21 protein-coding genes, 1 tRNA gene and 2 pseudogenes are annotated in these 25,867 nt (G+C 38.1%); 13 read left to right on the top strand and 11 right to left on the bottom strand.

Annotated features, from left to right (window positions below):
- Positions 1-26 precede the first annotated feature (26 nt).
- Positions 27-332, bottom strand: a pseudogene (locus V757_RS15895) (helix-turn-helix domain-containing protein); the annotation flags it as partial.
- A gap of 147 nt (positions 333-479) precedes the next feature.
- On the opposite strand from V757_RS15895, the gene V757_RS15900 reads away from it, so the two are divergent.
- Positions 480-848: a DUF423 domain-containing protein gene (locus V757_RS15900; RefSeq protein WP_023948805.1), complete on the top strand. Its 369-nt coding sequence runs from the start codon at positions 480-482 to the stop codon at positions 846-848.
- 231 nt (positions 849-1,079) lie between these two features.
- On the opposite strand, the pseudogene V757_RS15905 reads toward V757_RS15900, so the two are convergent.
- A pseudogene (locus V757_RS15905) lies at positions 1,080-2,725 on the bottom strand (electron transfer flavoprotein-ubiquinone oxidoreductase).
- Between the two features lie 305 nt (positions 2,726-3,030).
- On the opposite strand from V757_RS15905, the gene V757_RS15910 reads away from it, so the two are divergent.
- The 3 genes from V757_RS15910 to V757_RS15920 all read left to right on the top strand — a co-directional run bounded on the left by V757_RS15910 (position 3,031) and on the right by V757_RS15920 (position 5,630).
- Positions 3,031-3,729: a CoA transferase subunit A gene (locus tag V757_RS15910; protein ID WP_023948807.1), complete on the top strand. Its 699-nt coding sequence runs from the start codon at positions 3,031-3,033 to the stop codon at positions 3,727-3,729.
- A gap of 10 nt (positions 3,730-3,739) precedes the next feature.
- Entirely contained in the window at positions 3,740-4,393 is a 654-nt protein-coding gene (locus V757_RS15915; protein WP_023948809.1) for a CoA transferase subunit B, read from the top strand.
- Between the two features lie 577 nt (positions 4,394-4,970).
- Positions 4,971-5,630 carry a C40 family peptidase gene (locus V757_RS15920; protein WP_023948811.1) on the top strand — a complete coding sequence of 220 codons (660 nt, stop codon included), beginning with the start codon at positions 4,971-4,973 and terminating at the stop codon, positions 5,628-5,630.
- Positions 5,631-5,842: 212 nt separating this feature from the next.
- Here the strand turns inward: V757_RS15920 and V757_RS28255 are convergent, their stop codons facing one another.
- Complete coding sequence (locus V757_RS28255) at positions 5,843-5,989, bottom strand: hypothetical protein (RefSeq protein ID WP_023948813.1); 147 nt, start codon at positions 5,987-5,989, stop codon at positions 5,843-5,845.
- A 30-nt stretch (positions 5,990-6,019) separates the two neighbouring features.
- Positions 6,020-6,358, bottom strand: a complete 339-nt coding sequence (locus V757_RS15925) for a DUF2325 domain-containing protein (protein ID WP_023948815.1) — start codon at positions 6,356-6,358, stop codon at positions 6,020-6,022.
- 148 nt (positions 6,359-6,506) lie between these two features.
- Between V757_RS15925 and V757_RS15930 the strand changes: the two genes are divergently transcribed.
- From V757_RS15930 to V757_RS15940, 3 genes are all read left to right on the top strand, one after another.
- The gene (locus tag V757_RS15930; protein ID WP_173391495.1) at positions 6,507-7,220 is read left to right on the top strand and encodes a TetR/AcrR family transcriptional regulator; all 714 of its coding nucleotides are present in this window, start codon (positions 6,507-6,509) and stop codon (positions 7,218-7,220) included.
- A gap of 185 nt (positions 7,221-7,405) precedes the next feature.
- A complete protein-coding gene (locus V757_RS15935; RefSeq protein ID WP_023948818.1) occupies positions 7,406-8,731 on the top strand; it encodes an OmpP1/FadL family transporter in 1,326 nt (441 codons plus the stop codon).
- A gap of 191 nt (positions 8,732-8,922) precedes the next feature.
- Entirely contained in the window at positions 8,923-10,596 is a 1,674-nt protein-coding gene (locus tag V757_RS15940) for an AMP-binding protein (RefSeq protein WP_023948820.1), read from the top strand.
- Between the two features lie 66 nt (positions 10,597-10,662).
- Here V757_RS15940 and V757_RS15945 read toward each other — a convergent pair whose 3' ends face one another.
- Positions 10,663-11,604, bottom strand: coding sequence for a CysB family HTH-type transcriptional regulator (locus V757_RS15945; protein ID WP_023948822.1), 942 nt, complete (start codon positions 11,602-11,604; stop codon positions 10,663-10,665).
- A gap of 181 nt (positions 11,605-11,785) precedes the next feature.
- Between V757_RS15945 and V757_RS15950 the strand changes: the two genes are divergently transcribed.
- Positions 11,786-11,861 (top strand) — tRNA-Arg (locus V757_RS15950).
- 161 nt (positions 11,862-12,022) lie between these two features.
- On the opposite strand, the gene V757_RS15955 is transcribed toward V757_RS15950, so the two are convergent.
- Positions 12,023-12,517, bottom strand: coding sequence for an aminoacyl-tRNA deacylase (locus V757_RS15955; protein WP_023948824.1), 495 nt, complete (start codon positions 12,515-12,517; stop codon positions 12,023-12,025).
- Between the two features lie 2 nt (positions 12,518-12,519).
- Positions 12,520-13,407: a site-specific tyrosine recombinase XerD gene (gene xerD / locus V757_RS15960; RefSeq protein WP_023948826.1), complete on the bottom strand. Its 888-nt coding sequence runs from the start codon at positions 13,405-13,407 to the stop codon at positions 12,520-12,522.
- A 115-nt stretch (positions 13,408-13,522) separates the two neighbouring features.
- Between xerD and V757_RS15965 the strand changes: the two genes are divergently transcribed.
- The 5 genes from V757_RS15965 to miaA all read left to right on the top strand — a co-directional run bounded on the left by V757_RS15965 (position 13,523) and on the right by miaA (position 19,469).
- Positions 13,523-14,437, top strand: coding sequence for an AEC family transporter (locus V757_RS15965; RefSeq protein ID WP_023948828.1), 915 nt, complete (start codon positions 13,523-13,525; stop codon positions 14,435-14,437).
- Between the two features lie 197 nt (positions 14,438-14,634).
- Positions 14,635-15,168: a tRNA (adenosine(37)-N6)-threonylcarbamoyltransferase complex ATPase subunit type 1 TsaE gene (tsaE, locus tag V757_RS15970; RefSeq protein WP_023948830.1), complete on the top strand. Its 534-nt coding sequence runs from the start codon at positions 14,635-14,637 to the stop codon at positions 15,166-15,168.
- On the top strand, positions 15,120-16,469 hold the full coding sequence (locus V757_RS15975) for an N-acetylmuramoyl-L-alanine amidase (RefSeq protein WP_052019170.1): 1,350 nt from the start codon (positions 15,120-15,122) through the stop codon (positions 16,467-16,469). The genes tsaE and V757_RS15975 overlap by 49 nt, the downstream gene beginning before the upstream one ends.
- A 155-nt stretch (positions 16,470-16,624) precedes the next feature.
- Entirely contained in the window at positions 16,625-18,523 is a 1,899-nt protein-coding gene (gene mutL, locus V757_RS15980; protein WP_023948835.1) for a DNA mismatch repair endonuclease MutL, read from the top strand.
- Between the two features lies 1 nt (position 18,524).
- Positions 18,525-19,469, top strand: coding sequence for a tRNA (adenosine(37)-N6)-dimethylallyltransferase MiaA (miaA, locus tag V757_RS15985; RefSeq protein WP_023948837.1), 945 nt, complete (start codon positions 18,525-18,527; stop codon positions 19,467-19,469).
- A gap of 23 nt (positions 19,470-19,492) precedes the next feature.
- Here miaA and V757_RS28775 read toward each other — a convergent pair whose 3' ends face one another.
- From V757_RS28775 to purM, 4 genes are all read right to left on the bottom strand, one after another.
- Entirely contained in the window at positions 19,493-19,792 is a 300-nt protein-coding gene (locus V757_RS28775) for a restriction endonuclease (RefSeq protein WP_031273946.1), read from the bottom strand.
- Between the two features lie 35 nt (positions 19,793-19,827).
- On the bottom strand, positions 19,828-22,392 hold the full coding sequence (locus V757_RS0112955; protein ID WP_218184457.1) for a type III restriction-modification system endonuclease: 2,565 nt from the start codon (positions 22,390-22,392) through the stop codon (positions 19,828-19,830).
- Position 22,393: 1 nt separating this feature from the next.
- Positions 22,394-24,319, bottom strand: coding sequence for a site-specific DNA-methyltransferase (locus V757_RS15990; protein WP_023948839.1), 1,926 nt, complete (start codon positions 24,317-24,319; stop codon positions 22,394-22,396).
- A gap of 269 nt (positions 24,320-24,588) precedes the next feature.
- The gene (purM, locus tag V757_RS15995; protein WP_023948841.1) at positions 24,589-25,638 is read right to left on the bottom strand and encodes a phosphoribosylformylglycinamidine cyclo-ligase; all 1,050 of its coding nucleotides are present in this window, start codon (positions 25,636-25,638) and stop codon (positions 24,589-24,591) included.
- Positions 25,639-25,867 lie beyond the last annotated feature (229 nt).

The following is a 25,867-nucleotide window of genomic DNA, read 5'->3' on the forward strand; positions in this document are numbered from 1 at the left end:
TCAGGGAATCAGCACCACTAGGTGTATACAAATATTCCCTGTTTACGCAACTCATTGCTAATTCTTAGTTGACCATAGGCAGGATAATGAATCGCCATCTCTATCACCGCTAACTCAGTGGCTTCGTCCACTCTATTTTTAAGGTTAGGCACCCGTCTATTACGATCAATGAGTGCCTCTATACCGCCTTCTTCAACCAATTCTTTATAGCGATAAAATGTATCCCTCGATACGCCCATAATTTTGCATGCTTGCGACACATTTTTTAATTGCTCTGCTAAATTAAGCAGTCCTGCTTTATGTTTAATCACATTATTGGTAGTATGTAACATGAGAGTTTCCTTTTGTTTGTTTAAAAGATTCGCACCTCTTATTCAAACGGGAAACTCTCTTTTTTGCAACTCATTTGTCAGATTTGGTCTGAACTTCTACAATTTAACATACAATAGAATTTTAGTATTGTATAACCAAACTACACTATGTTTCGAACTTCAATTATTTTTGCTGCGTTCTCTGGACTTATTGCCGTTATATTAGGTGCTTTTGGTACACATGCCCTCAAAAATCAATTAGCACCGGGATTAATTGATGTCTGGCATACAGCTGTTTTATACCAATTTATTCATACATTAGCACTATTAATTGTGGCAAACCTTGGAGACAAATTGCACCCATCATGGACTCGCTACAGTCTTTATTTATTTATGTTTGGAATTATTCTATTTTCAGGTAGTTTGTACTGTCTGGTGCTGATTGGACTAGGAAAATTAGGTATGGTTACCCCTATCGGAGGTTTATGTTTTATTCTTGCTTGGCTATGCCTTGCTATAGCTGCACTAAAAAAATAGTCTATCTAAGTATGGTCCCTAATGCATCCGTTCGAAGATACCTATACTAAGTAAGCAAAATAACTGAGGATTGTCATTTAAACAATGACAATCCTCTTTTTCACTGCTCTTTCTTTTTTAATTTTGACGCACACTCTTTTAGCTAACGCAAAAAGACTGAGCGCCGAAATCCCACCCTAAATAACTTAAGATTGTCATTGAACAATGACAATCCTCTTAGGCTTAAAATGTTTACATGCCGTTATAGACTGGTCCTTCTCCACCTTGTGGTGTTACCCAAATAATATTTTGGGTGGGGTCTTTAATATCACAGGTTTTACAATGCACACAGTTTTGAGCATTAATTTGTAATTTATCTGCCCCGGTATCATCTTTGATAAACTCATAAACACCAGCTGGACAATAACGTTGTTCTGGGCCCGCATATTTCGCTAAGTTAACATTCACAGGCACAGTTTCATCTTTTAACGTTAAATGGATTGGCTGATCTTCTTCATGGTTAGTATTGGAAATAAATACTGAACTTAAACGATCAAACGTAATTACTCCATCTGGTTTCGGATAATTAATCTTAGGCATTTCAGCAGCAAGTTTTAAACATTCATGGTCTGCCTTAGTACGATGGATTGTCCAAGGCATTTTTCCCTTGAATAATTTTTGTTCAATACCTGTCATGATGGTAGCCACGGTGCGACCTTTCTTGAACCATTGTTTGAAATTACGTGCTTTGTTTAACTCTTCATATAACCATGAATTCTCAAAAGCAATTGGATAGTCACTTAAAACATCACGCTGTCTATTTGTAGATAAAGCTGTAACAATCGCCTCAGCAGCTAGCATGCCTGTCTTGATTGCTGCATGACTTCCTTTAATACGAGAAGCATTTAAAAAGCCTGCATCACAGCCAACTAATGCCCCCCCTGGGAATACAACTTTAGGCAATGACAACAATCCACCTGCTGTTAAAGCTCGTGCACCATAAGCTAAGCGTTTACCATTCTCAAAATAGGGTTTAATGCTAGGATGTGTCTTATAGCGTTGAAATTCTTCAAAAGGTGATAACCATGGATTAGCATAATCAAGACCTACTACCATACCCACAACAACTAAATTATTATCTAAATGGTATAAAAAAGTACCACCATATGTATCTGCATCCAAAGGCCATCCTGCTGTATGAATAACTAAACCAGGCTTAGATTTGGCAGGGTCAATTTCCCACATTTCTTTGATACCAATACCATAACTTTGAGGATCCCGATCATAATCCAAATTGAATTTTTTAATTAATTGCTTACCTAGATGACCTCTCGCCCCCTCAGCAAAAATAGTATATTTAGCATGTAACTCCATACCTGGTTGATAGTGTGGGGAATGCGAGCCATCTCGCTTACCCCCATATCACCAGTAGCCACGCCTTTGACTGCTCCTGTCTCATCATATAATACTTCAGCAGCTGCAAAACCAGGGAAAATTTCAACACCTAAACTCTCTGCTTGCTCACCTAACCACTTCGTTACCTCACCTAAGCGCACAATATAATTACCGTCATTTTTAAAGCAATCAGGTAATAACCAGTGTGGTGTTTTTCGAGAACCAGTTTCAGATAAAAATAAAAACTCATCCTCTTTGACTGCCGTGTTTAACGGTGCCCCCTTCTCTTTCCAGTCAGGGATAAGTTCAGTTAGCGCTCCTGGATCCATCACCGCACCAGAAAGGATATGCGCCCCTACTTCACTACCCTTTTCCAAAATACAGACGGAAATGTCTTGATTATTTTTTGCGGCAAGTTGCTTCACTTTGATGGCAGTCGATAAACCCGCTGGTCCTGCACCAACAATGACAACATCATACTCCATTGATTCGCGTTCTGACATGCTAACCTTACTCCTTGTAATCTTAGAAAGGTACTAAGAAAATAATTATCGATAAATAGTTATTTCTTGATTGTAAAACTTAATCGTAATAAAAACTATCCAAAGATGACAATCTAAGTGTTTTCATCTAGTAAACCTAGCTTTAATTTAAAAAAAACAATATTCTCTTTAAAAAACAAATCCTCTTAACTCTTGCACAAAAAAGCTGATGCATATTGGCATCATCCTGTCTAATATTTTAACTTTTCCTCAAGTTTTGATAAGATAGTAAGAATGTGTTGTTATTTTTTAAGGAGACAACTTTAATGAATAAGGTCTATGCAAGTGCTAGCGAGGCTTTAAAAGACATCATTGCTAATGGGCAAACTATTGGCGTGGGTGGATTCGGTTTATGTGGTATTCCAGAAGCCTTGATTGCTGCTTTACGTGATTCAGGTGTAAAAGACCTAACTTGCGTGAGCAACAATGCGGGTGTTGACGGTTTTGGTTTAGGACAGTTATTAGAAACTCGTCAAATCAAAAAAATGATTTCCTCATACGTAGGTGAAAACAAAGAATTTGAACGTCAATACCTTTCTGGTGAATTAGAACTTGAGTTTACCCCTCAAGGTACATTAGCAGAGCGTTTACGTGCTGGTGGAGCTGGCATTCCTGCTTTTTTTACCAAAACAGGGGTAGGTACTATTGTTGCTGAAGGTAAAGAAACAAAAGAGTTTGATGGCGAGACTTATGTTATGGAACGTGCCATTGTTCCTGACGTTTCTTTAGTAAAAGCCTATATCGCTGACAAGAGTGGCAATTTAATCTTCCGTAAAACTGCACGTAACTTCAACCCTAACGTTGCAGCAGCAGGCAAAATTACAGTCGTTGAAGTAGAAAAAATTGTCGAATTAGGCGAACTTGATCCTGATTCTATCCATCTACCTGGTATTTTTGTTCATCGTATTGTGTTAAACGCAAATCCCGAAAAACGTATTGAACAACGTACTACTCGTACAGCATAAGGAGAATAACATGGCATGGAATCGTGATGAAATGGCTGCTCGTGCAGCAAAAGAATTACAGGACGGGTTTTACGTTAACTTAGGTATTGGTTTACCTACACTTGTCGCTAACCATGTTCCTGAAGGCGTGGAAGTTTGGCTACAATCTGAAAATGGTCTTTTAGGTATCGGTCCTTTTCCTACTGAGGAAGAGATTGATGCTGATATGATTAATGCAGGCAAACAGACCGTTACTACTCTACCTGGCTCATCTATTTTCTCCTCTGCGGACTCATTTGGCATGATTCGTGGCGGCAAAATTAATCTAGCTATTCTTGGTGCAATGCAAGTTTCAGAAAAAGGTGACTTAGCTAACTGGATGATTCCAGGTAAAATGGTTAAGGGCATGGGCGGTGCCATGGACTTAGTCGCTGGCGTTGGTCGTGTAATTGTTCTTATGGAACATGTTGCTCGCAAAAAAGACGGCACCGAAGACCTTAAAATTCTTCCGGAATGTACATTACCTTTAACTGGTCTGAAAGTAGTTGACATGATTATTACCGATTTAGGTGTCATGGAAGTAACTTCTAGTGGCTTAAAAGTAGTAGAACTTGCACCAGATGTAACCAAAGAAGAAATTCAAGCCAAAACAGGAGTCAAACTTGACTTTTCTTGCTGCAAATAAAAACTCTTTTATTTGAACAAGCAATAAACAAAGGGGCTAATTCATAGCCCCTTTGTCCATACAAATCGACACCATCGCTTATTCGTCTATTTTTCCCTTCTTACTAACTTTCCTCTCTTATCTTTATTTGTGCTTTAAATTTGTACTTTAATCTTAATCCTCTCAACAACCATTATCTGATTCAAACCCAAAAAACAATTAAACTATTTATTAAAAAAGCAATAGATTTACCCTTTTTTTAATAAAAAATTATTTTTTGTTGTTTTTTATTCACAAATAAAATTTTTATTGTAACAGACAAGTATGCTATTTTTTACATCTAATTTTGTTAGTTATTCGCATTTTTATATGATTTTGTTATTAACTTTCTTTAACTATCGTTAATTTCTGTTAAGTCCAAAGGAATGTTAATTTTTCTGTCAAATAAGTTTGATATTTTTTGATTTTAATCAGAAAAATCACTAAGAATTTTACTTAATAATCCTTGAGAAGTGCTTGATTATTAAGTAAACTCTAACCAGGTCAAAACAGTGACCCGTAGAGCATACAAACCTATTACAATTTATATTATATGACTATGAAAACAACTCTTTCTTTTTTCACAAAAGGATTAGGTGCCGTTTGGCAGCGTCTTTTCCTTGGAGCAGCACTGGCGAGTACGCCTGTACTTTTCTCCGCAGCTCAAGCACAAAACCTAGATTTAATTGGTTCTTTAATTAACAAATCTTCAGCAAATTTATCACAAAGCTCTTGGTCAGCAGATATTAGCGATCCTATTGGTTCATTAATTGCTGATGCCAAACTTGACCGCTCCAAGCGTGATGCGTCGATTTCTACAACATCTAAGTCATCAGCAAGTGCGTTAGCACAAGCGGCACTTAACTATGTTGGTGTGAGATACCGTTTTGGTGGTGCAACTCCTCAAGGCTTTGATTGTTCTGGTTTAATCTACTACACAGCCAGCAAATACATGGGTGTACAATTACCCCGTGTTAGCTCATCAATGGCAAACGTAGGTCAATCAGTATCTCGTGATGAACTACAACCAGGCGATTTAGTATTCTTTAATACTCGTGGTTTCCGTAATTCACATGTAGGTATTTATTTAGGGAATAATGAATTTTTACATGCACCTCGTACAGGTTCAAGTGTTCGTGTAGAAAAATTAAGCAATTATTGGTCTCAGCGTTATAACGGTGCTCGTCGCATACCAATGAATCAGATTGCGAAAAATTAATTACTCTTTTTTATAGACAAAACAAACAAAGCAAAAAGGTACACTATTGTGTACCTTTTTGCTTGAATAACTAGCGACTCCTTAGCGATAATTTTGGCGTACAGGTTTTTCAAATCTTAAATTCTTAGTTACTCTTTTTCAATTTATGTCTATTCTCTATATCTAAAAAGCTACCAATACAGAGAATTTTTTAGTTACAAAAATTGATATTTTCAGTATATTACTTGCCACGTTGGTGCCGGCTTAATAAACAATGAATAATTTGTTTGTCCCGCATTAGTCGAAACAGAAACACCAACCAATGACCACACAACCACCACTGCGATTAGCCCCATCAATAAACGATGCACTACTTGCATATTCCCCCCTCTTATTCTACGGAAAATTCACTATCCCCTTTTACTAGGACAGTTTGCACAGCGCACATGAGGACATTGCTCTAGTGCTTGCTTCATGCTACATACCGAGCGTTTACACGCCACAATAGGAATATTTTGCTTTTCTGCCGCCGCCCGAAATGATTTCATGACGTTATGCCCTAGAAAGTCTGTTAATAAGATTAAGATTTCAGTACCACTAGGCAAAGCAAGATTCTTTTTTTGATGCGAAGGATCACGCCCCGAAATATGTTTATTGATCTTAATATTGTGCTCTTTTAGCACATCTGGTAGATTACCTAGACGATCAGCACCCACCACTACGGCATTCATTGATAAAGATAATTCCATAATTAATCTCCTATTTTTTTATATTCTAAATGAGAATTATTATCATTACAATAAATTTATGCTTTTTCTAAAATTTTTTTCAGATAATCATACATTTCATCATATTCATATATAATCACTGTATTAAACAACTGTTCGTTTTTAAGATATAAACAAAATGCGTAAAGCCGAAATTACTAAAAAAGCTATTCTGGATGCTGCTGAGCTCCTATTTGTTGAAAAAGGCCATGAGAATGCATCTATGCGTGATATTACGCAAATGGCAAATGTAAATTTGGCGGCTGTCAATTATCACTTTGGTAGCAAAGATGAACTTATTATTGCGGTCATGAAACGCAGATTAGGTGCAATTAATAATGAACGATTACGCTTACTTGACGAATTAGAGGCTAAAGCAAATGGCCGCCCTCTTAAACCCTCTCTAATTGTCAACGCATTTTTTGGCTCGTTATTAGAGCATGCCGGTGATGAACACCACGATGGAGGCATTTTTTTGCGTTTACTTGAGCAAACAATGGTGAACCCGAGTGGTTTTATTAGCGCAATTGTGGCAAAAGAAAATGAAATCGTATTTGAACGCTACAAACAAGCTTTTTTCAAAGCTTTGCCAGGCGTCCCCGAAGAGGAAATTATTTGGCGTTTCCAATTTATGCTAGGCGCTACGTCTTATGCTATTTCTGGTGTAAAAGCACTTTTAGAAGTAACTGATCATCAGCCCATCAATGCAGCCAAACTATATGATCATTATGACAATAAATTAAAGCCTCGCTTATTAAGCTTTATTCTTGGAGGACTACGAGCACCCTTACCAAGATTCCCAGACACACATCAAACCAATCAATTATCTGCTGAACCACATTGAAAATAGCATGCACCAAACCTCTTTTCTCTTTGTAAAAAGCGTAAAACGTCTCTCATATACAACACTCTAGTAGTATTGCTGATAATAATTATTCCGGAAAAGCGACAAAATAGCCTTGTTTGTCACAAAAATGAAAACAGATTTCAAATAACGTTTAAAATTTCTGTTTTTACTTGGAGAGAAAATTGAGATTTTTTAATTTACATACCCTAGCTATCAGTTTAAGTTTAGCTGGTCTTTCTAGCCTAGCACATGGTGCAGGTTTTAATCTATTAGAACAATCGAACAGTGGTTTGGGCAATGCCTACGCTGGATCTGCTGCCATCGCCGAAAATGCTAGCACTATTTACTATAACCCCGCTGGCATGATGAAACTTGATGGGCTCAATATTTCAGGAGGAGTCTCTGCCATTGGTCCTTCTTTCAAATTCACGGATGATCAACAATCAACAGTCCCTCTAGCGCTAGCTGGTAAAGTACCTCCCGGTGGTAACGGTGGTGAAGCTGGTAGCTGGGCTTTAGTACCAAACCTCTACACTAGTTATAAAATTAATGAGAAAATGGCTGTTGGTTTGGGTATCAGCGTACCTTTTGGACTAAAGACTGAATATGATGATAACTGGATAGGTCGCTACCACTCACGTTCATTCGATATCAAAACAATCAACATCAATCCATCAGTCGCTTTTAAACTAACACAGGGTGTTAGTCTTGGTCTTGGCTTAAATGTGCAACACATTCAAGCCACTTACAAAAAAGCAACACCAGTACCTATTCCACACCCTGTAACAGGACAAATTATTGGTGTCACTACTGGTGATGTAAAAACAAAAGTAAGCAATACTGGCGTTGGCTTTAATGTCGGTCTATTATTTGAACCATCTGAAGATACACGTATTGGTATCTCCTATCGTTCACGTATCAAGCACAAAGCTAAAGGTGATACGGATTTAGATTTCACTGTACTTAACCCTGCCACTGGTGCACCTATGTCCGTACATAGAAGCTCTGACGCATCAGCGACAGTATCATTACCTGATTTAGCCATTTTATCTGGCTATACCCGTCTGAATGATAAATGGGAATTATTAGGTGATATTTCTTGGACTGGTTGGAGTAGCATTCCTGAGCTCACGATTGAAAATAAAACTTTGCCAACAGCTAGTTTAAACTTACGCTTCAAGGACTCTTGGCGTGTTGCAGTCGGCGCTAATTATCAGCTTAACGATAGTTGGAAATTAAAAGGTGGCTTAGCATGGGATCAATCACCAGTCCGCTCAACAGAAAACCGCCCTGCTTCATTGCCTGACAAGGATCGTTTCTGGCTAAGTGTTGGTGTGCAATATAAACCTGCTACCAATACAACCATTGATGTAGCCTATACTCATCTATTTGCCTCAAAAGCAAAAGTAAATAATACTAATGATGATATTGCCAAATACGGTCGTCTAAGTGGCTCATACAAAGCAGATGCCAATGTAATTGGTATCCAAGTATCTCATCGTTTCTAATTTAGAACGATTCATATGACTTGTGGGTGGATTTTGGCTTCTGCCTCCACCCCTTTTCTTTTAGTGCAGTTATTTTAAATAGTAACTAATTTACTTCCATAATAAAGCGAATTACTTAGTATTTAAAAGAAGAAAGATATAAAATAGCACATATTTTTTCTAATAGACAGCCCACTCCGGAGATAAAAAGAATGGAAAGAATCTGGTTAAAAAGCTATCCTGAAGGCATTCCTGCCGATATTGATCTCAATCAATATCAATCTTTAGTTGATATTTTTGAAGACTGTGTAAAGCGTTTTGCTGATAATACCGCCTTTATTTCATTAGGCGTTAAACTCACTTACAGGGAGCTGGATAAATATACGCGTGATTTTGCTGCTTGGCTACAAAATCAAGGGGTTAAACCAGGATCTCGCGTTGCCTTAATGATGCCCAATATACTGCAATATCCAATTTGTTTATTTGGCGCTTTACGTGCTGGTTGTGTAGCTGTTAATTTTAACCCTATGTATACCTCGCATGAGGTAGAAAAACAACTCAATGATTCTGGTGCGGAAGTCATTGTTGTGGTTGAAAATTTTGCTGCAACACTACAAGCCGCCTTGCCCAATACACCAACCATAAAAAAAGTGGTGGTATGTTCAATTGGGGGTATGCTTGGTGCAAAAGGTAAGATTGTCAACTTTGTAATTCGACATGTTAAAGGCATGGTGCCTAATTGGCATATACCTCACCATATCCGCATGAATACGGTTTTCGAAGAAGGAAGTAAATCAATTTTTACGCCTCTCAAACTTACTCATGATCATCATGCCTTCTTACAATACACGGGTGGCACAACAGGAATTCCAAAAGGAGCTATTCTCACTCATGGCAATATTGTTGCCAATGTATTACAAGCCAATGCATGGGTCCGTGCATATACCACAGAAGGTAAGGATCTTATTATTACTGCCCTTCCTCTCTACCATATTTTTGCCTTAACCGCGAATTGTTTAACCTTTATGTGCTTAGGTGCAAGTAATTTATTAATTATTAACCCCCGTGATCTTAAAGGTTTTGTTAAAGAGATTGCTCAATACAAATTTACAGCATTTACAGGAGTAAATACCTTATTTAATGCATTAATCAATAATCATGATTTTAAGAAAATAGATTTTAGCTCACTAAAATTGACACTTGGTGGTGGCATGGCTGTGCAACAAAATACAGCAGACAAGTGGAAAGCATTAACTGGTGTACCTTTAGCGCAAGCTTATGGATTAACAGAGACAAGTCCTGCCGCTACTATTAATCCATTAGATGCACAAGAGTTCAATGGTTCAATTGGTTTGCCTATTCCTTCTACTTACGTCAAAATCGTGGATGATCATGGGCAAGAATTACCTCTCAATGAAGTGGGAGAGATTCTCATCAAAGGACCACAAGTGATGAAAGGTTATTGGGAACGTCCAGAGGAAACAAGTAACGTCTTTGATGCTGATGGTTATTTATGCACAGGTGATATGGGATACATGAATGAAGATGGCTATGTATTCCTCGTCGATCGCAAAAAAGATTTGATTATTGTTTCTGGCTTTAATGTCTATCCAAACGAAGTTGAAGATGTAGCCGCCAAGCATCCTGGCGTATTAGAAGTCGCAGCGATTGGCATTGATAATGGTGCAGCTGGTGAATTAGTCAAATTATTTGTGATACGTAAGGATCCCAATTTAACCGAAGAGGAAATCATTAATCACTGTCGCGCAGAGCTAACCAACTACAAAGTACCTAAAAAAATTGCGTTTGTTAATGATTTACCTAAAAATAATGTAGGTAAAATTTTAAGACGAGAGCTACGTAATAAAAAATCTAATTACGTCTAACTTCTTAATGGCTACGATTAAACTCCCTTTGGTAAGCACTTATCAGAGGGAGTTTTTTTATATGACTTATTTAGGCGGATTTAATAATTCTTCTATTTGTTTATGCGTATATCCTGGCGAACACATTTTGATAAAAGCATAGATATAATCACGTGCAAAGACACCTTTTCGTAAAGCCAGACGAGAAATATGTGTTCCAAATAAATGCCCTACAGGAATACCAACTAAATTTGTATCCCGACGAGGATTAAACGCTACGCCAGAAATAATCCCTACACCTAAATTAACATCCACATATGTTTTAATCACATCTGCATCAATAGCCTCTAAAACAATATCAGGTTTAATATTTGCCTTGGCGAAACAAGCATCAATCGTACGTCTACCAGAATAAGCACTATCATAGGTAATCAAAGGATATTGGGCGATTTGTTCAAGTGTAATATTCTTAGCTTGACTTGACGTTAATTCTGTTAATGGATGATCAGGTTTAACCACTACAGTATGAGACCACTCATAACAAGGGAATGTTACCAGACCTGATACTTGTGCTAATGTCTCTGTTGCCACCGCTACATCAGCCTCCTCAGACAACAGCATATTAGCCAGATGCTGTGGACTACCCTCAGCTAAAGATACACGAACCTTAGGAAACAGTTTTTTGAAATTTAAAATAATTTCTGGTAAAAAATAACGTGCTTGAGTATGGGTACATCCAATAATTAATTCCCCCTCATCTTGCCTTGCATATTCATCACTGACTCTTTTTAAGTTATCAACCTCTCGCATAATGCGATAAACAACTTCAGCCACTCTCTGACCAGGTTTAGTTAAACCTTTGATGCGTTTACCATGACGCTCAAAAATTTGTAACCCTAACTCATCTTCAAACTCAATAATTGCTTTGGACACACCTGGTTGGGAGGTATATAACGCCAGTGCTGTTTCAGTTAAATTAAACTGATGACGAATAGTTTCTCTAATATATCTAAATTGTTGTAAATTCATACGTAGCCTCTTAATATGCTTATTATTATAATGAATATCAACCATTTCTAATATAACTTATTTTTATATTCATATATAAAAAATTGTGGCTTTATATGTTTGCAATCTACTACCAAGAATCATGCTCTAGTAGTCGTTCGGTATAATTTGATGCACTAAATGGTCTATAATACGCACATGACTCCCTGTAGTTCAACTGGATAGAACAAGTTCCTCCTAAGAATTAGACGTCGGTTCAAGTCCGGCCGGGGAGGCCATCAGCCTTTTTCTCATGCCAATAAAATTTAAATTTTATTAAATATCAATTGGTTATCAAAAAAATTTATTACTAATCTTCTCTTATAACACCTACCTAGCACTACAATTTGTAGGTATGAAAATTCGACCTTTGAAAATAAGTATGAGTGTAGGTACTACTTTATCCATGAGCATTGGCCACTTCTACTGGTTTTGCACCGAGTAAGTCAACCAAGCATTTAGGGTTAAGACTTAGAATATATCCTCTTTTCCCACCATTAATATAAATTTTATCCATAGCCAAAATACCTTTTTCTACCCAGACAGGCATTTTTTTTCGTGTACCAAAAGGAGACGTACCACCTATCTGATAGCCAGAATGTTTAGGCGCATTAGTGGGATTTGCTACTTGGATTTTTTTCACATTTAATTGCCGTGCTAAATTTTTGGTAGAGACCTCACAATCTCCATGCATTAACACTACATGAGGTTTACCTGCATCATCCTCAAAAATCAATGTTTTAACAATCCGATGTTCTTCTACACCTAACTGCTTTGCTGTTTCTGAAGTTCCTCCATGCTCAACATACTCATATTGGTGCTCTGCATACGCTACTTTATGCTGTTTCAGAAATTGAGTTGCTGGGGTTTCAGATACGTGTTTATTTTTACTCATAATCAAGCTCTTGGATGATGTTTTTGGTGTAATTGCTTTAAGCGCTCTCTAGCAACATGGGTATAAATTTGTGTTGTGGAAATATCGGCATGTCCCAATAACATTTGTACAACACGTAAATCTGCTCCATGATTTAATAAATGGGTAGCAAATGCATGGCGTACCACATGAGGAGAAAGTGGAATCTTGATACTCGTTTGGGTCGCGTATTTTTTGATAATTTGCCAAAATGCTTGGCGTGTCATACTGGTCCCAAAGCGAGATAAAAACAACTCATCATTCACCTTATTTCCCAACAGTTCAGGCCTAGCTTTTGTCATGTATTCACGCAAATAATATTCGGCTGTTTCCCCCATAGGTACAATTCTATCCTTTCCCCCTTTACCCATAATTACTCGGATAACACCTTCATCAATATTAATATGCAATGTTTTAAGGGTTACCAATTCGGTCACTCGTAAACCTGTCGCATAAAGCGTTTCCAGCATGGCTCTATCACGTAACCCTGCTATTGTCTCTGTATTGGGTGCATTCAGTAATTCCTCTACTTGTGATTCACTAATACTTTTAGGTAAACGCAAACCTTGTTTAGAGGCGATTAACGATAAGGTCGGATCTTCCTTCAAATAATGCTGGCGTAATGCCCATTGACAGAATCGTTTTAGCGTAGCTAAGCGGCGATTTGAGGTGCTCGCTTTAACCTCAGCATTCATATGGATAAACCAAGCTCGTGCAACATCCGCATTAATATCTGTCAATGACAACTGCTTTGTCGTTAAAAAATCATAGAAATCATTTAAATCTTGTCGATAAGCACTTAAGGTATTTTTAGCTAACCCATCTTCAAGCCATAATGAATCAATAAAATTATCTATTAACTCTTTATTCATAGAGAATACTAGACTGTAAAATTTTAATCATATACTATTGTAACTATTGCATAAATACCTTCACACTCTCTTATGCAATAAGATATTAATTTAACCACACAAACTACTTCTTACTATGGAACTCGCGTATTTAATTTTGCCAGATTGTATCTTGGTGACTATAGGTTGGCTTTTAAAAAATAAATTCAAATTTACCGCTGAGTTTTTTACTGGTTTAGAAAAGTTAGTCTATTTTGTGTTGTTTCCCGCGCTGATGATTCGCTCTCTAACCATGGCACCAATTTCATTTGCTAAAGCGAGTAATTTTTTAATCATCTGTTTATTGCTGGCATTTACTGGTTTATTCTTCTCCTATCTCTTAAAAAAATATTTACGAGTTGACCCAAAATCTATTGCTTCATCAGGTCAATGTGCCTATCGTTTCAATACCTATATTGGCCTATCTTTAGCGCCTGCCATTGCTGGCTCTGATAGTGCCGCAGTCATGGCCATTCTTATCGGTTTCTCTGTCCCGATTGTCAATGTGATTGCTGTTAATAGTATGGCAAAACATCAAGGCAACAACCCACTGATTGAGGTTCTCAAAAATCCTCTTGTTCTCTCGACGATTTTTGGTTTAATGTTGAACTTTAGTGGCATCACTATTCCAGCACCACTCAATGCAACCTTAGCTAAACTATCACAAAGTACCGTACCTCTTGGTTTAATTTGTGTGGGTGCTGCCTTAATTCTACAAACAGGAACTCAACAATTTAGCCTTATTTCTTGGTTAGTTGGCATTCGTTTATTAATTATGCCTATTGTTGCTATCATTTTAGCGTTTATCTTTGGGCTCAACTCAATTTCGAGCCAAACCTTAATTCTATTTGCCGCCTTACCAACCGCATCAGCCGCCTATATCTTAGCGGTACGTATGGGTGGTGACGGCCGTACCGTGGCATCAATTATTTCAATCGGTACAGTAATATCGGTCTTAACCCTGCCATTATGGATATTTATTAGTCAGCAATTATTTCCCATAGTGCCTTAGCGAACAGTATACAATAGTTTCCAGTACTGTCGTATGCTCTTGTAAAAGCTGAATATTCGGCAAGATACTTTTTACCAAAAACTTATAGTTAAAACGCTTAAAATAGAGGGAAATAGTTCAAATTTAGAATTATTTACATTTTAATTATTTCGCTCTACTACAGCAAATTATTTTTTTGCCCTAAAAAAACCAACGATATGCATACTAACACTCTCGAAAAACAGACATTGTTTCTTGCTGATGAGGAAGCTACTATTCGATTGGCCACCGCAATGGCAGAGCCAATAAAGCAAAGATTATCAACTACTTGCGATATATTAGATACGTCATATCATATCCATTTGAAGGGTGATTTAGGTGCTGGTAAAACATGTTTTACGCGTGCATTTTTACAAGCATTAGGCGTCAAAGGACGAATTAAAAGCCCAACCTATACCTTAGTTGAAAGCTATAAAGTTTCTAGATTATACTTATATCACTTTGATTTTTATAGATTTAATGAGTCGAGTGAGTGGCAAGAAGCCGGTTTCCGTGAAAATTTACTTGAAAATGCAGTAGCAATTATTGAGTGGCCAGAAAAAGCCGATAAATCTTTACCTGCGCCAGATGTTTTATTACATCTACATTATCAAGAGTCAGGACGAATCGCCGAACTCAACGCTTATTCGGAAAAAGGAAAGTTATGGATCGCACAGTTAAGCAATCATCAGGAACTACAACGCATAGAATAACTCGTCGCCAAATTTTAGGCACTGGTATTGCTATGCTATCTTTACCAGTAGTTTCCAAAGTTGCTCATGCCGCTGCGGCACAAATTCTTGCTGTTCGCACATGGCCAGCTGATGAATATACTCGTGTTACATTAGAATTAAACTCTCCTATTAAGCACGAGCACTTTACGCTTGATAGCCCGGACCGTTTAGTCGTGGACTTAGAAGGTCTTGATATGAGTGAAGCCTTAAATTCACTCATCTCGAAAATTAAACCTAACGATCCTTATATCTCTAAAGTACGTGTGGCACAAAACCGTGCTGGAGTCTTGCGTTTAGTTATGGACTTAAAACAAAGTGTAGTACCTCAAGTATTTACACTAAAGCCTGTAGCCAACTATCAATATCGTTTGGTACTTGACTTATATCCCAAAGTAGCCAAAGACCCTTTAGCGTCATTAGCGAGTAATATAGCTAGTAGCGATGATCCACTAGCTGGTATTATTAGCAACATCAATAGTTCTCGTCCAACAGCATCAGTCCCTAAAGTCTCTGGTCAAGTGACTCCTAGCGCTCCTGCTATCGTTAGCACTCCCCCAAGACAATCAGGATCAGGGGCATCTAGACCTATCCTAATCGCTATTGATCCTGGTCATGGTGGCGAGGATCCAGGGGCAACAGGTCCTCGAGGTACGCGCGAAAAAGACGTCGTATTATCTATTGGTCATCAATTAAGAAACCTAATCAATTCACGCTCTAATATGCGTGCTTATATGACGAGAGATTCTGATTTCTTTGTCCCTTTACAGGTTCGTGTACAAAAAGCGCGTCGAGTCAAAGCAGATATTTTCGTTTCTATCCATGCAGATGCGTTTACTAATCCAAACTCACGAGGGACATCAGTATTCGCTCTATCACGCAAAGGTGCCTCAAGTGCAGCGGCTCGTTGGCTAGCACAAAAAGAGAACTCGGCGGACTTAATTGGTGGTCTAGATATTGGTCAGCATGATAAAAATACGGCAAGTGTCCTACTGGATATGTCCACCAATGCTCAAATTAATGACTCTCTAAAAATTGGACATCGTGTATTAGAGCAACTTTCACGAATTAATGGTTTACAAAGTCGCCGAGTAGAGCAAGCTGGGTTTGCTGTATTAAAAGCACCCGATATTCCTTCCATTCTCATTGAAGTAGCATTTATCTCTAACCCTCAAGAGGAAAATTTCCTGCGTCAATCGTCTAACCACTATACCGTTGCACAAGCGATATTGTCAGGACTAGATGGTTACTTATCTACTAATCCTGCCTTGGCTCGTGGTTAATACATATAACGATAGCATGTAAGCAATAAGTGGCTCGCTAAACTCAATAACTGTTTTACCTCAAAAATAGTAAAGAGTTAGCGAGTTCCCTATTGACTATGCCTATTGAGTTAAATCAGGCTACAATAACGATTTAGTTGCTAGCTAATGTCGTTATGAGTGATCGCCATCATATCCATCTATTACCTGATCAATTAATCAGTCAGATTGCAGCAGGTGAAGTTATTGAACGCCCTGCTTCGGTGTTAAAAGAGCTAATTGAAAATTCTATTGATGCTGGAGCAACGGCTATTGAAATTCGTCTAGACGGTGGAGGTATTCGACGCCTATGTATTATTGATAATGGTTCAGGCATTCCAAAAGATGAATTAGCTTTAGCCTTAACACGTCATGCAACAAGTAAAATACGCTCTCTCAATGACTTAGAGTCTGTACGCTCTATGGGATTTAGAGGTGAGGCACTTGCATCAATTGCCTCAGTATCACGATTAAGCCTAAGTTCCCGCACACAACACCAAAAACATGCTTGGAGTATTGATGGAAATCATGGTGTCATTGAGCCATCATCAGGAACTCAAGGCACTGTAGTAGATGTACATCAATTATTTGATGAGATTCCTGCTCGCCGTAAATTTTTAAAGTCTGAACAAACAGAGTTTTCTCATTGCGTTAATGCTATTGAAAGAATTGCCCTAGCTCACCCACAGATAAGTTTTAGAATTTTTCATAATGATAAACCCTATAAACAATGGTTAGCAAATGATATTCATCAACGAATTCGAGATGTTTTGGGACAAGAATTTGCGAATGAGAGTTTAACTGTAGAAAACAGTACCGCTGTATGTTCTATTCAGGGGTTAATTATTCAGCCAAGTGCTGCCAAAGCCAAAACGGATATGCAATACTTGTATGTTAACCATCGTTTTGTCAAAGATAAAACCGTTTCACATGCAATTCGCACTGCCTATAATGATGTATTACATGGTGATCGTCAACCAGCATACGTTTTATTTTTAGAAATTGATCCTATGCTAGTGGATGTGAATGTCCATCCTGCTAAAAGTGAAGTTCGCTTTAGGGATAGTGGTGCTGTTTATCGATTTATCCATCACAGCATTAGTCAAGCATTAGCGAAATTAGGCGGACAATCCTCACCTCTATCAATAGATACTCAACCTGCAAACGAACACCCTTCGCCTCTTTCTGCCACAAGCTACAGTGGTAATCAAGCAAACCCTGCTATAGGCGCTAAGAGTAATCCCAGTTATAAACCTGCCCAACATTCTTTAGGCTTTAACTATGATAGCTCTTGGAAAGATATTTACGCACCATTATCAATTCCATCAAAAAACCCTACTGAATCTATACAAGATCAACCTATCCCTGACAGAAGTAATATATCTACTGTTGGCAGTAGTTTCGGTGGTGCAGTTTCCTCTTCGACTATTCCCTCATCAGAGAATACTGATGACTTCCCTCTAGGTATGGCTATTGGTCAATTGCATGGTATCTATATACTGGCACAAAACAAAGAGGGGTTAATTCTGGTTGATATGCATGCAGCTCATGAACGTGTTTTATATGAACAATTAAAAAACCTTCTTGATCAACAAGAGATTGTTTCCCAAGAATTATTAGTACCATTGACCTTACAAATATCTACAAAACAACTCGCCCTAATTGAAGAATATAACGATAAACTCACTGAGATTGGTTTATTACTTAAGGCAACAGGCCCCACTTCCATTGCGGTCAGAGCTATTCCTAGCCTATTAGCAAAAGGCGATATCGAAACAATGGTCAGACGCATTTTATATGATATGGAACAAGTTGGTAGCTCAAGTATTTTTACCGAACATCGTAATGAACTATTAGCCACAATGGCATGTCATGGATCTGTTAGAGCCAATCGCTTACTTAGTATTGATGAGATGAATGCCTTATTACGTCAAATGGAAAAGACAGAGAGAGCGAATCAATGTAATCACGGCCGTCCAACATGGTTTACATGGTCTCTAAACGATTTAGATAAATTATTCATGCGAGGACAGTAATATGTCTGTAGCAACCAAGACACCGATTATTTGTATCGCTGGCCCTACCGCTTCGGGGAAGTCTGCAAGTGTTCTAACGCTTGCTGAGCATCTTCCCATTGAAGTCATCAATGTAGACTCTGCAACCATTTATAAAACAATGGATATTGGTACAGCCAAACCCAGCCTAGCAGAGCAACGTATGGTACGACAGCACTTACTGGATATTAAAGATCCTTTAGAAAGTTATAGTGCCGCTGATTTCTATCAAGATGTCCATCGTTTAATTAAAGAAATTCAAATACGCCAACGAATTCCTATTCTCGCTGGTGGCACCATGATGTACTATAAAACGTTACGAGAGGGTTTACATGATTTACCCACAGCGAATGCAGAACTTCGTCAAGAGATTGAACAACAAGCAGAACAGCATGGTTGGACTCATCTGCATAATCAACTCAAACAACTAGACCCAATCACTGCAGAACGACTATCTCCTAATGATAGCCAACGTATTTCTCGTGCTATAGAAGTAATTACTCTTACAGGTCGACCACTTTCTGAACTCTTTGCTGAACAAAAAACTCATGACAGCGAATATCACTTTATCACTATCAGCTTAGAGCCAAGCGAGCGCTCACATTTACATCAACGCATTCATGAGCGCTTTATGCAAATGATGGATAAAGGTTTTTTAGAAGAAGTTCGCCACCTTTACCAACGAGGAGACTTATCGCCTGATCTTCCGTCAATTCGTTGTGTGGGCTATCGTCAATTATGGGGCCATCTCGCCGGAGAAACAGACTACACAACAGCAGTTGAACAAGGCATTGCCGCGACTAGACAACTAGCCAAGCGACAACTCACCTGGCTACGTAGCCAACCAGATAGAGTTATTCTCAATTGCTTTGACCCTAAACTACCTCAGCAAGTATTGGAGACAGTAAAGCCTATTTTAGGGATATAGCGATTAAATGGCAATCTAACATACTATATTGTGTTAAGTAACTCCCTAATGATTGCTTGAATTTTTTCTCCTTGGAACTGTGTTGTAAATGTCACCGTTGTTTCTTGCCCAATTTTAGTAAACAGTTGTTCAGCATGTTTAATTTTTTTTGCTTCTTCTTTTCGCAAGGAGTCAGAATCTTCTACATTTTTGGTTTCTAGCAATAAATTGAGTGTTTTACCTTTTTCAGTTTTAACAATATACGCAAAATCAGGAGAATACGACCCACCACCTGCAACAGGTATTTTGATTGAGTTTTTGGGAATTTTAGTAAATACAATCACTTCCTGAACCTGATTATTGATGATATTTTCATGCTCTAATTCACTATCATAAATACACTATCAAACAAAAACGCTTCCAATGGCTGCTGGTTTTTATCATACAGAATGCCCAAATCGGCAGCACCCACTTCTTTTAAAACATTGCCTTGACTATCCGTAAACTTTGTCGGATGGATACTACTTGACACGCAACTATAATCGATGCCAAATACTGTAAATGAATTAAGCAATAACCATCGATCAAAACCTACATTTATCGTGTGAATAGTACGTTCATTCAGATATTTTGAAATATCCAACTTATTACTAACTTCTACAAAAGCACGGTGCAAAGTTTGTATTTGAATTAACGCCGTTTGTGACAATTTCAACAAAAATTCACGGTAATTCATGGTATTAATCGGCTCAAACATTTCATCATGCAGACTGCTTGTTTCGGTTGCAGTCAATAAATTATTGCTGACCCTGATTTCACTTTGCACAGTGCGAATGCCTGTCGGTATAAATCTATCCGTACTATCATATAAATACTGAATGAACAATTGCAAAAATTTTTCTTCATTCTCAATCTTGTATTGCAACAAGGCTTTTTGATTGATAGTCTCCCACAGGGCTTTGAGTTCATCGTATTTGCCCACACGCATTTTGACCTTGGTCGCTTTATCGCCCGAACGCATGATTTTGCCGTTTTTCAGTCCACCTGAAACTTCAAAGGCTTTAGGGAACAATTTTTTGGTTTCAGCAAAACCGTTTTCCACAAAAACATCATCGTCATCAGTTAAATCCGCCAATTTATTGCGAATACTCTTTTTGCTTTCATCGGGATAAGCAATCCGAATTTTCTCAATTAATTCATCGGTTAAAACAGTAAATACCATTGGTTTTGCCACCGCACTATTCACTTCATCGGTCAATGTTTTGACGAAATCAGTTTCACTGCTGTCCACAAAATAATTCAGGAAAAACGCATGGTCTTTAACCCGCGCCATGTATTCATTCACAGGCAAACGCAAACCGCGCCCGACTTCCTGCAATTTACTGGTTTCACTACCGCTAGAACGCAATTTGCAAATCTGAAACACATTCGGATTGTCCCAACCTTCGCGCAAGGTCCATTTGGAAAACACAAAACGGCGTGGATTGGCAAGCGACAACAAGGCTTCTTTGTCGTGCAAAATTTCGTTCACTTCCTGCTCAATATCGCTATCTTTATCGCTGTTATCTTGCGAAAAATAACCACCATGCGTGCGTGAAACATCGTTTAATGCCGTTTGCCAATATTGGCGTAAAAATTCATCGCTTTCATTTTTCAGGCAGCTTTCTAATTCCGCTTTTACCATTTGCTCAAACACGGTTTTCAGGCTACCTGAAAGTTGATTTTGTTCATCACGATAGCTAGCAATATCATCAATAAAAAACAACGTGAGGGGTTTAATCCGTCCGCCATTGCGTGTGAGCAATTGTTTTTCCAAAATAAAATGCTGTCTCAAGGCTTGTCGTATCATCTTGTCACGGACAGTATCACTGTAAGAATAAGGGTTTAAGCTATCGCCTTTTTTCAATTCAATCCCATTACTCAACACCAACACCGACTTGTTCATTTCTGCCACAAACAAATCAGAAATAGCTTGATGAACACGACTTAAGTTCTCATTTTTTCCTAGCTTAAACTCTTGCTTATTTAACGTAAACGTCGCTTCTTTACCATCTAAATCAATCAACTTAAGCCGATCACCATTATCACCATCAATCTGTTCAGTAAATGCTCGAATACCTTTTACCAAGTCGTCATTAAATGCATCAATCGCTGTCAATCGGTAAACCAAATTTTCAAATTGATTGTTAAACGTTGCTCCATAACGCAAAATAAATTGGGCATTGAATTTCAACAAATTTTCCCACGTCTTTTTGTCTTTGGGGAATTTATGCGGTTCGTCCACAATCACAACCGGCTTAACCGCCGCCAATGCCTCAAACGGTACATGATATTTGTCTTTAATCAGACGGCTGCCATCATTGCTTTTATCTTTGCCTGCCATCGTATCTGAATTAACCATACCAGCATTAATCAGTAAGACGTGAATTTTCTGCTTATCGTCCGCTTGCACAAAACGCACAATTTCAGACGGCATAAAGGATTTTTTTGCCTTGGATTTTTGGCTTTCAACCACATACAGCTTGATTTCTTTTTCGCCATAGCGCCCTGCAAAATCCTTGCGAAAATGCTCGGCAAGCGCGGGGCTTTCTAGAAAATTTTTTGTGCCTGCCTTAATGGAAAGGGTCGGCACAACCACAATAAATTTAAACACGCCCAACGTCCGATTTAGCTCAAACATGGTTTTGGTGTAGGTATAAGTTTTACCTGTTCCTGTTTCCATGGCAATATCAATGATGTTGTTGTTTGACAATGCAATATCAGACACGCCATTAGCTTGTTGGATTTTTTGTAAATTATCTATTTTCAGGCTACCTAAAAATTCAATTACTGGATTTTCATCATGTCCACTCGCTTTTAAATGCACACGATCAAACACCGCTAAAACCGACTCAACCGCTCGCTCTTGGTGCGGTAAATTTTTTTCGTAAGTAAAACCAGCCATCTCAATATCTCGCCAATACGCTTAAATTATTCAAGCCTTTCTTATTGGCATATGTTTTTACCGCTTGAGCAAGCTCTTTTTGCATAGCACTTTCCATATTTTCGCCAAATAACACAACGCGTTCAGGGATAAATTTTGGCTCGTTATCCAAGCGTTCAATCAAGGCTTTTACATTGTCAGAACCAAAACCACTTTCCAATAAATACAAATGCTGACGGCAGTAATAAGCCGTATAGCCTGCCAAATCAATGGTTTGTACATTTTCAGTCAGCCGTGAGCCGTCATAAACGCGCCAAGTGGTTAAAAGCGTGTGTAATTGTTCATCGCTCAACATGGCGTTTTGTGTATTAGGCAATTCAGTCTGTGTCGGGTTAAAATCGGTATCCAATGCCGTCTGAAAACCGTCGATTTCAGCGAAGCTAAAATTCGGCTCGGTTTGGAAAATTTTAAAGCCGAAATCGCCTGAATAATTGGGGTTTTCCGCTTGGATTTTGGCAGTAGCTTTTTCAATACGCGCTTTGGTAATGTCAAAAATGGTTGGATAGCCAGCTTTGATAGCTTCTGCTTTAGATTTTTCTGGAATTTGAATACAAATAAAACGGCGGTTGCCTTTATCATCTTTATTCATATCCATCACAGAATGAGCTGTTGTACCTGAACCTGAAAAAAAATCTAAAATCAAATGATTGTCAGTAGATGAAGTAGCTAATTGTAAAATTCTTTTTAATAAAGTAATTCCTTTAGGGTCATTAAAAATTCCTTTTCCCAACAAATCAGCAACTTCTTCATTATTTCCATGTGAATGCCCAACTTCTTCATATCCCCATAACGTTCCGCAAGTTACACCATTGCGAACTTCGCTAAGATATGTTTTTTTATCTACTCCTCCATTCTTATTAAAATATAAAGCTCCTTCTTCATATAATTCTTGTAATCGAGCTTTTGAATATCTTGGATAGCGACCTGTTGGAGCTGTCCATGTTATTCCATTTGAAAATTCAATAGTATAAATTCCATTTTCAGTTCCACTTCGTGCATGAATTGGAGTTGCTTTCCAAGCACCTTTCGGGTCATTATCACGATTTTTATAATCTTTATTCTGTTTTTCTGTTCTTTCTAATAAATTTAGAGAGAAAATCGTTCTACTTTTTGAATAACACAGAATGTATTCATGTTGATATGAAATGTCCGTATCATTGGAAACGGTATATTTATTGTTCCAAATAAAACTGCCAACAAAATTCTCCTCCCCAAACACCTCATCACACAATAACTTCAACTGCGCCTGTTCATTATCATCAATGCTGATAAAAATCACGCCATCATCACGTAATAATTCACGGGCGATATACAACCGTGGATACATAAAGGTCAGCCATGCACTGTGGGAATTGGATTTTTTAGACGTAAACTCCAGCACTCGCTGGGCTTCTTCTAAATCCATACATCCCAACTCTACCAACTGTTCAGGTGTAAATTTACGATCATCTTGATACACAAAGCCGTCCGAACCTGTGTTATAAGGCGGATCAATGTAAATCATCTTAATCTGATTTTTATAGGCGTGTTTCAAGTATTTCAGCACTTCCAAATTATCACCTTGAATCAGCAGATTTTCGCTATTGGCATTTTCAGGCTTTTGATTGTGCTCAATATTTTCAGCCAGCAACGTTTCAGGCAGCGTGTCTTTCAACATTTTGGCATAGGATTTACCCAACCAATTTAGGCTGTAACTTTCTTTTTGCGCTTTAATACCGTCTGACTGTAAAATTTCTGCCATTTTCTCAGGCAAAAATGCACCATGCTTATCAAAACAATTTGGAAAATGTTGCTTCAAGAGTGCAAGCCGTTCGTTTTTATTTGTCAGAAACTCTTGATTTTCAGGCTGCGTAATTTGATGAAAACAAAACTTTGGTGGTAATCTCACTCATGAAATCACCTTTTGTTTTCTATGAAAATTATCTAATTTAGTGTATAATTGCGTGCGTGCGTGCGTGCGTGCGTGCGTTGCTATCATTTCGTCTCTATCCTAAAAAAATATTATCAAACTTTCCGTGTTATCCAAGCCATTTTATTTTTATTACTCGATTTTTGCTTTTATGGCAATGCCCCAAGAGCAGAAATCCACTTATGGGGCACACTTTTAATTCAAACCTCTTATGAGATTTTTTAATCTTCTATATAAAAAAGAATAACCTAAATCACCACTGTTTGTGCTTGACCGTCTTGTTGAGCAACAATTTCACCTAGTGAATAAACCGTTTCACCTTGTTCCGCAAGCGTAGTTTTAATCGCCTCTTCTTGATCAGCAGGCACAACAATTACCATACCAATGCCACAGTTGAATACACGGTACATTTCTTCTTGAGCAACATTACCTTGCTCTTGTAACCATTGGAATAACGGCGGGAAAGTCCAAGCTGATTGCTTAATTTGCGCCGTTAAACCTGACTCTAAAATACGAGGAACATTATCCAATAAACCGCCACCCGTAATATGAGCAAGTCCTTTAATGGCTGCACCATGCTTATCTAAGGCAGCAAGTACAGATTTCACATATAACTTGGTCGGTGCCATCACCACATCTACTAATTTTTGACCATGAAAATCATCATCTGGTTTAGCGCCAGCTCGTTCAATAATTTTACGAATTAACGAGAAACCATTTGAATGTGCACCACTTGATGCTAAACCAATGATTTTGTCACCTACGTTAATTGATTTACCATTGATAATCTTAGACTTCTCAACCGCGCCAACAGCAAAGCCAGCTAAGTCATACTCACCCTCGGGATACATACCGGGCATCTCAGCAGTTTCACCACCGATTAAAGCACAACCTGATAACTCACATCCTTTGGCAATACCGCCAACCACGGCAGCAGCTGTATCCACACTTAGTTTGCCACAAGCAAAATAATCTAAAAAGAATAAAGGCTCTGCACCTTGCACCAAAATATCATTGACACTCATCGCCACTAAGTCAATACCTACAGTATCATGACGATTCCACTCGAAGGCAAGACGCAATTTTGTGCCTACACCATCAGTACCTGACACTAACACTGGCTCTTGGTATTTTTTGGGAACTTCGAATAAAGCACCAAAGCCACCAATACCAGCCATTACGCCATCACGCATTGTTTTTGCGGCTAAAGGTTTAATACGATCCACTAAAGCATCGCCTGCATCAATATCAACACCCGCATCACGGTATGTTAGAGAGTTTTTTTCATTTGTTGTCATGAAAGTCAGTCCAAACTAGGTAAAATAAACGTAATGTAAAAGCGTCAACCATCAAAGATGAACGTAAACTACTATTTTATTCATCATTTGTATAGAAGAAAGTATAATTTTACGCTGAATACAAGAATTACGTTGTAGTTTTCAAATGAAAGAACAATTATTTTTAGCCGATTTACTTATAAAACCAGCACCAAACATTGATAATTTTGTCGTTGGTAACAATGAAGAA

The sequence above is a fragment of the Pelistega indica genome, assembly GCF_000506865.1.
Taxonomy (GTDB): Bacteria; Pseudomonadota; Gammaproteobacteria; order Burkholderiales; family Burkholderiaceae_B; genus Taylorella; species Taylorella indica.

What these genes read in the sequence shown, in the direction of transcription:
- V757_RS15900 (WP_023948805.1), top strand. Translation starts at nt 480, where the DNA reads ATGTTTCGAACTTCAATTATTTTTGCTGCGTTCTCTGGACTTATTGCC.
- V757_RS15910 (WP_023948807.1), top strand. Translation starts at nt 3,031, where the DNA reads ATGAATAAGGTCTATGCAAGTGCTAGCGAGGCTTTAAAAGACATCATT.
- V757_RS15915 (WP_023948809.1), top strand. Translation starts at nt 3,740, where the DNA reads ATGGCATGGAATCGTGATGAAATGGCTGCTCGTGCAGCAAAAGAATTA.
- V757_RS15920 (WP_023948811.1), top strand. Translation starts at nt 4,971, where the DNA reads ATGAAAACAACTCTTTCTTTTTTCACAAAAGGATTAGGTGCCGTTTGG.
- V757_RS28255 (WP_023948813.1), bottom strand. Translation starts at nt 5,989, where the DNA reads ATGCAAGTAGTGCATCGTTTATTGATGGGGCTAATCGCAGTGGTGGTT.
- V757_RS15925 (WP_023948815.1), bottom strand. Translation starts at nt 6,358, where the DNA reads ATGGAATTATCTTTATCAATGAATGCCGTAGTGGTGGGTGCTGATCGT.
- V757_RS15940 (WP_023948820.1), top strand. Translation starts at nt 8,923, where the DNA reads ATGGAAAGAATCTGGTTAAAAAGCTATCCTGAAGGCATTCCTGCCGAT.
- V757_RS15945 (WP_023948822.1), bottom strand. Translation starts at nt 11,604, where the DNA reads ATGAATTTACAACAATTTAGATATATTAGAGAAACTATTCGTCATCAG.
- V757_RS15955 (WP_023948824.1), bottom strand. Translation starts at nt 12,517, where the DNA reads ATGAGTAAAAATAAACACGTATCTGAAACCCCAGCAACTCAATTTCTG.
- xerD (WP_023948826.1), bottom strand. Translation starts at nt 13,407, where the DNA reads ATGAATAAAGAGTTAATAGATAATTTTATTGATTCATTATGGCTTGAA.
- V757_RS15965 (WP_023948828.1), top strand. Translation starts at nt 13,523, where the DNA reads ATGGAACTCGCGTATTTAATTTTGCCAGATTGTATCTTGGTGACTATA.
- tsaE (WP_023948830.1), top strand. Translation starts at nt 14,635, where the DNA reads ATGCATACTAACACTCTCGAAAAACAGACATTGTTTCTTGCTGATGAG.
- V757_RS15975 (WP_052019170.1), top strand. Translation starts at nt 15,120, where the DNA reads ATGGATCGCACAGTTAAGCAATCATCAGGAACTACAACGCATAGAATA.
- mutL (WP_023948835.1), top strand. Translation starts at nt 16,625, where the DNA reads ATGAGTGATCGCCATCATATCCATCTATTACCTGATCAATTAATCAGT.
- miaA (WP_023948837.1), top strand. Translation starts at nt 18,525, where the DNA reads ATGTCTGTAGCAACCAAGACACCGATTATTTGTATCGCTGGCCCTACC.
- V757_RS0112955 (WP_218184457.1), bottom strand. Translation starts at nt 22,392, where the DNA reads ATGGCTGGTTTTACTTACGAAAAAAATTTACCGCACCAAGAGCGAGCG.
- purM (WP_023948841.1), bottom strand. Translation starts at nt 25,638, where the DNA reads ATGACAACAAATGAAAAAAACTCTCTAACATACCGTGATGCGGGTGTT.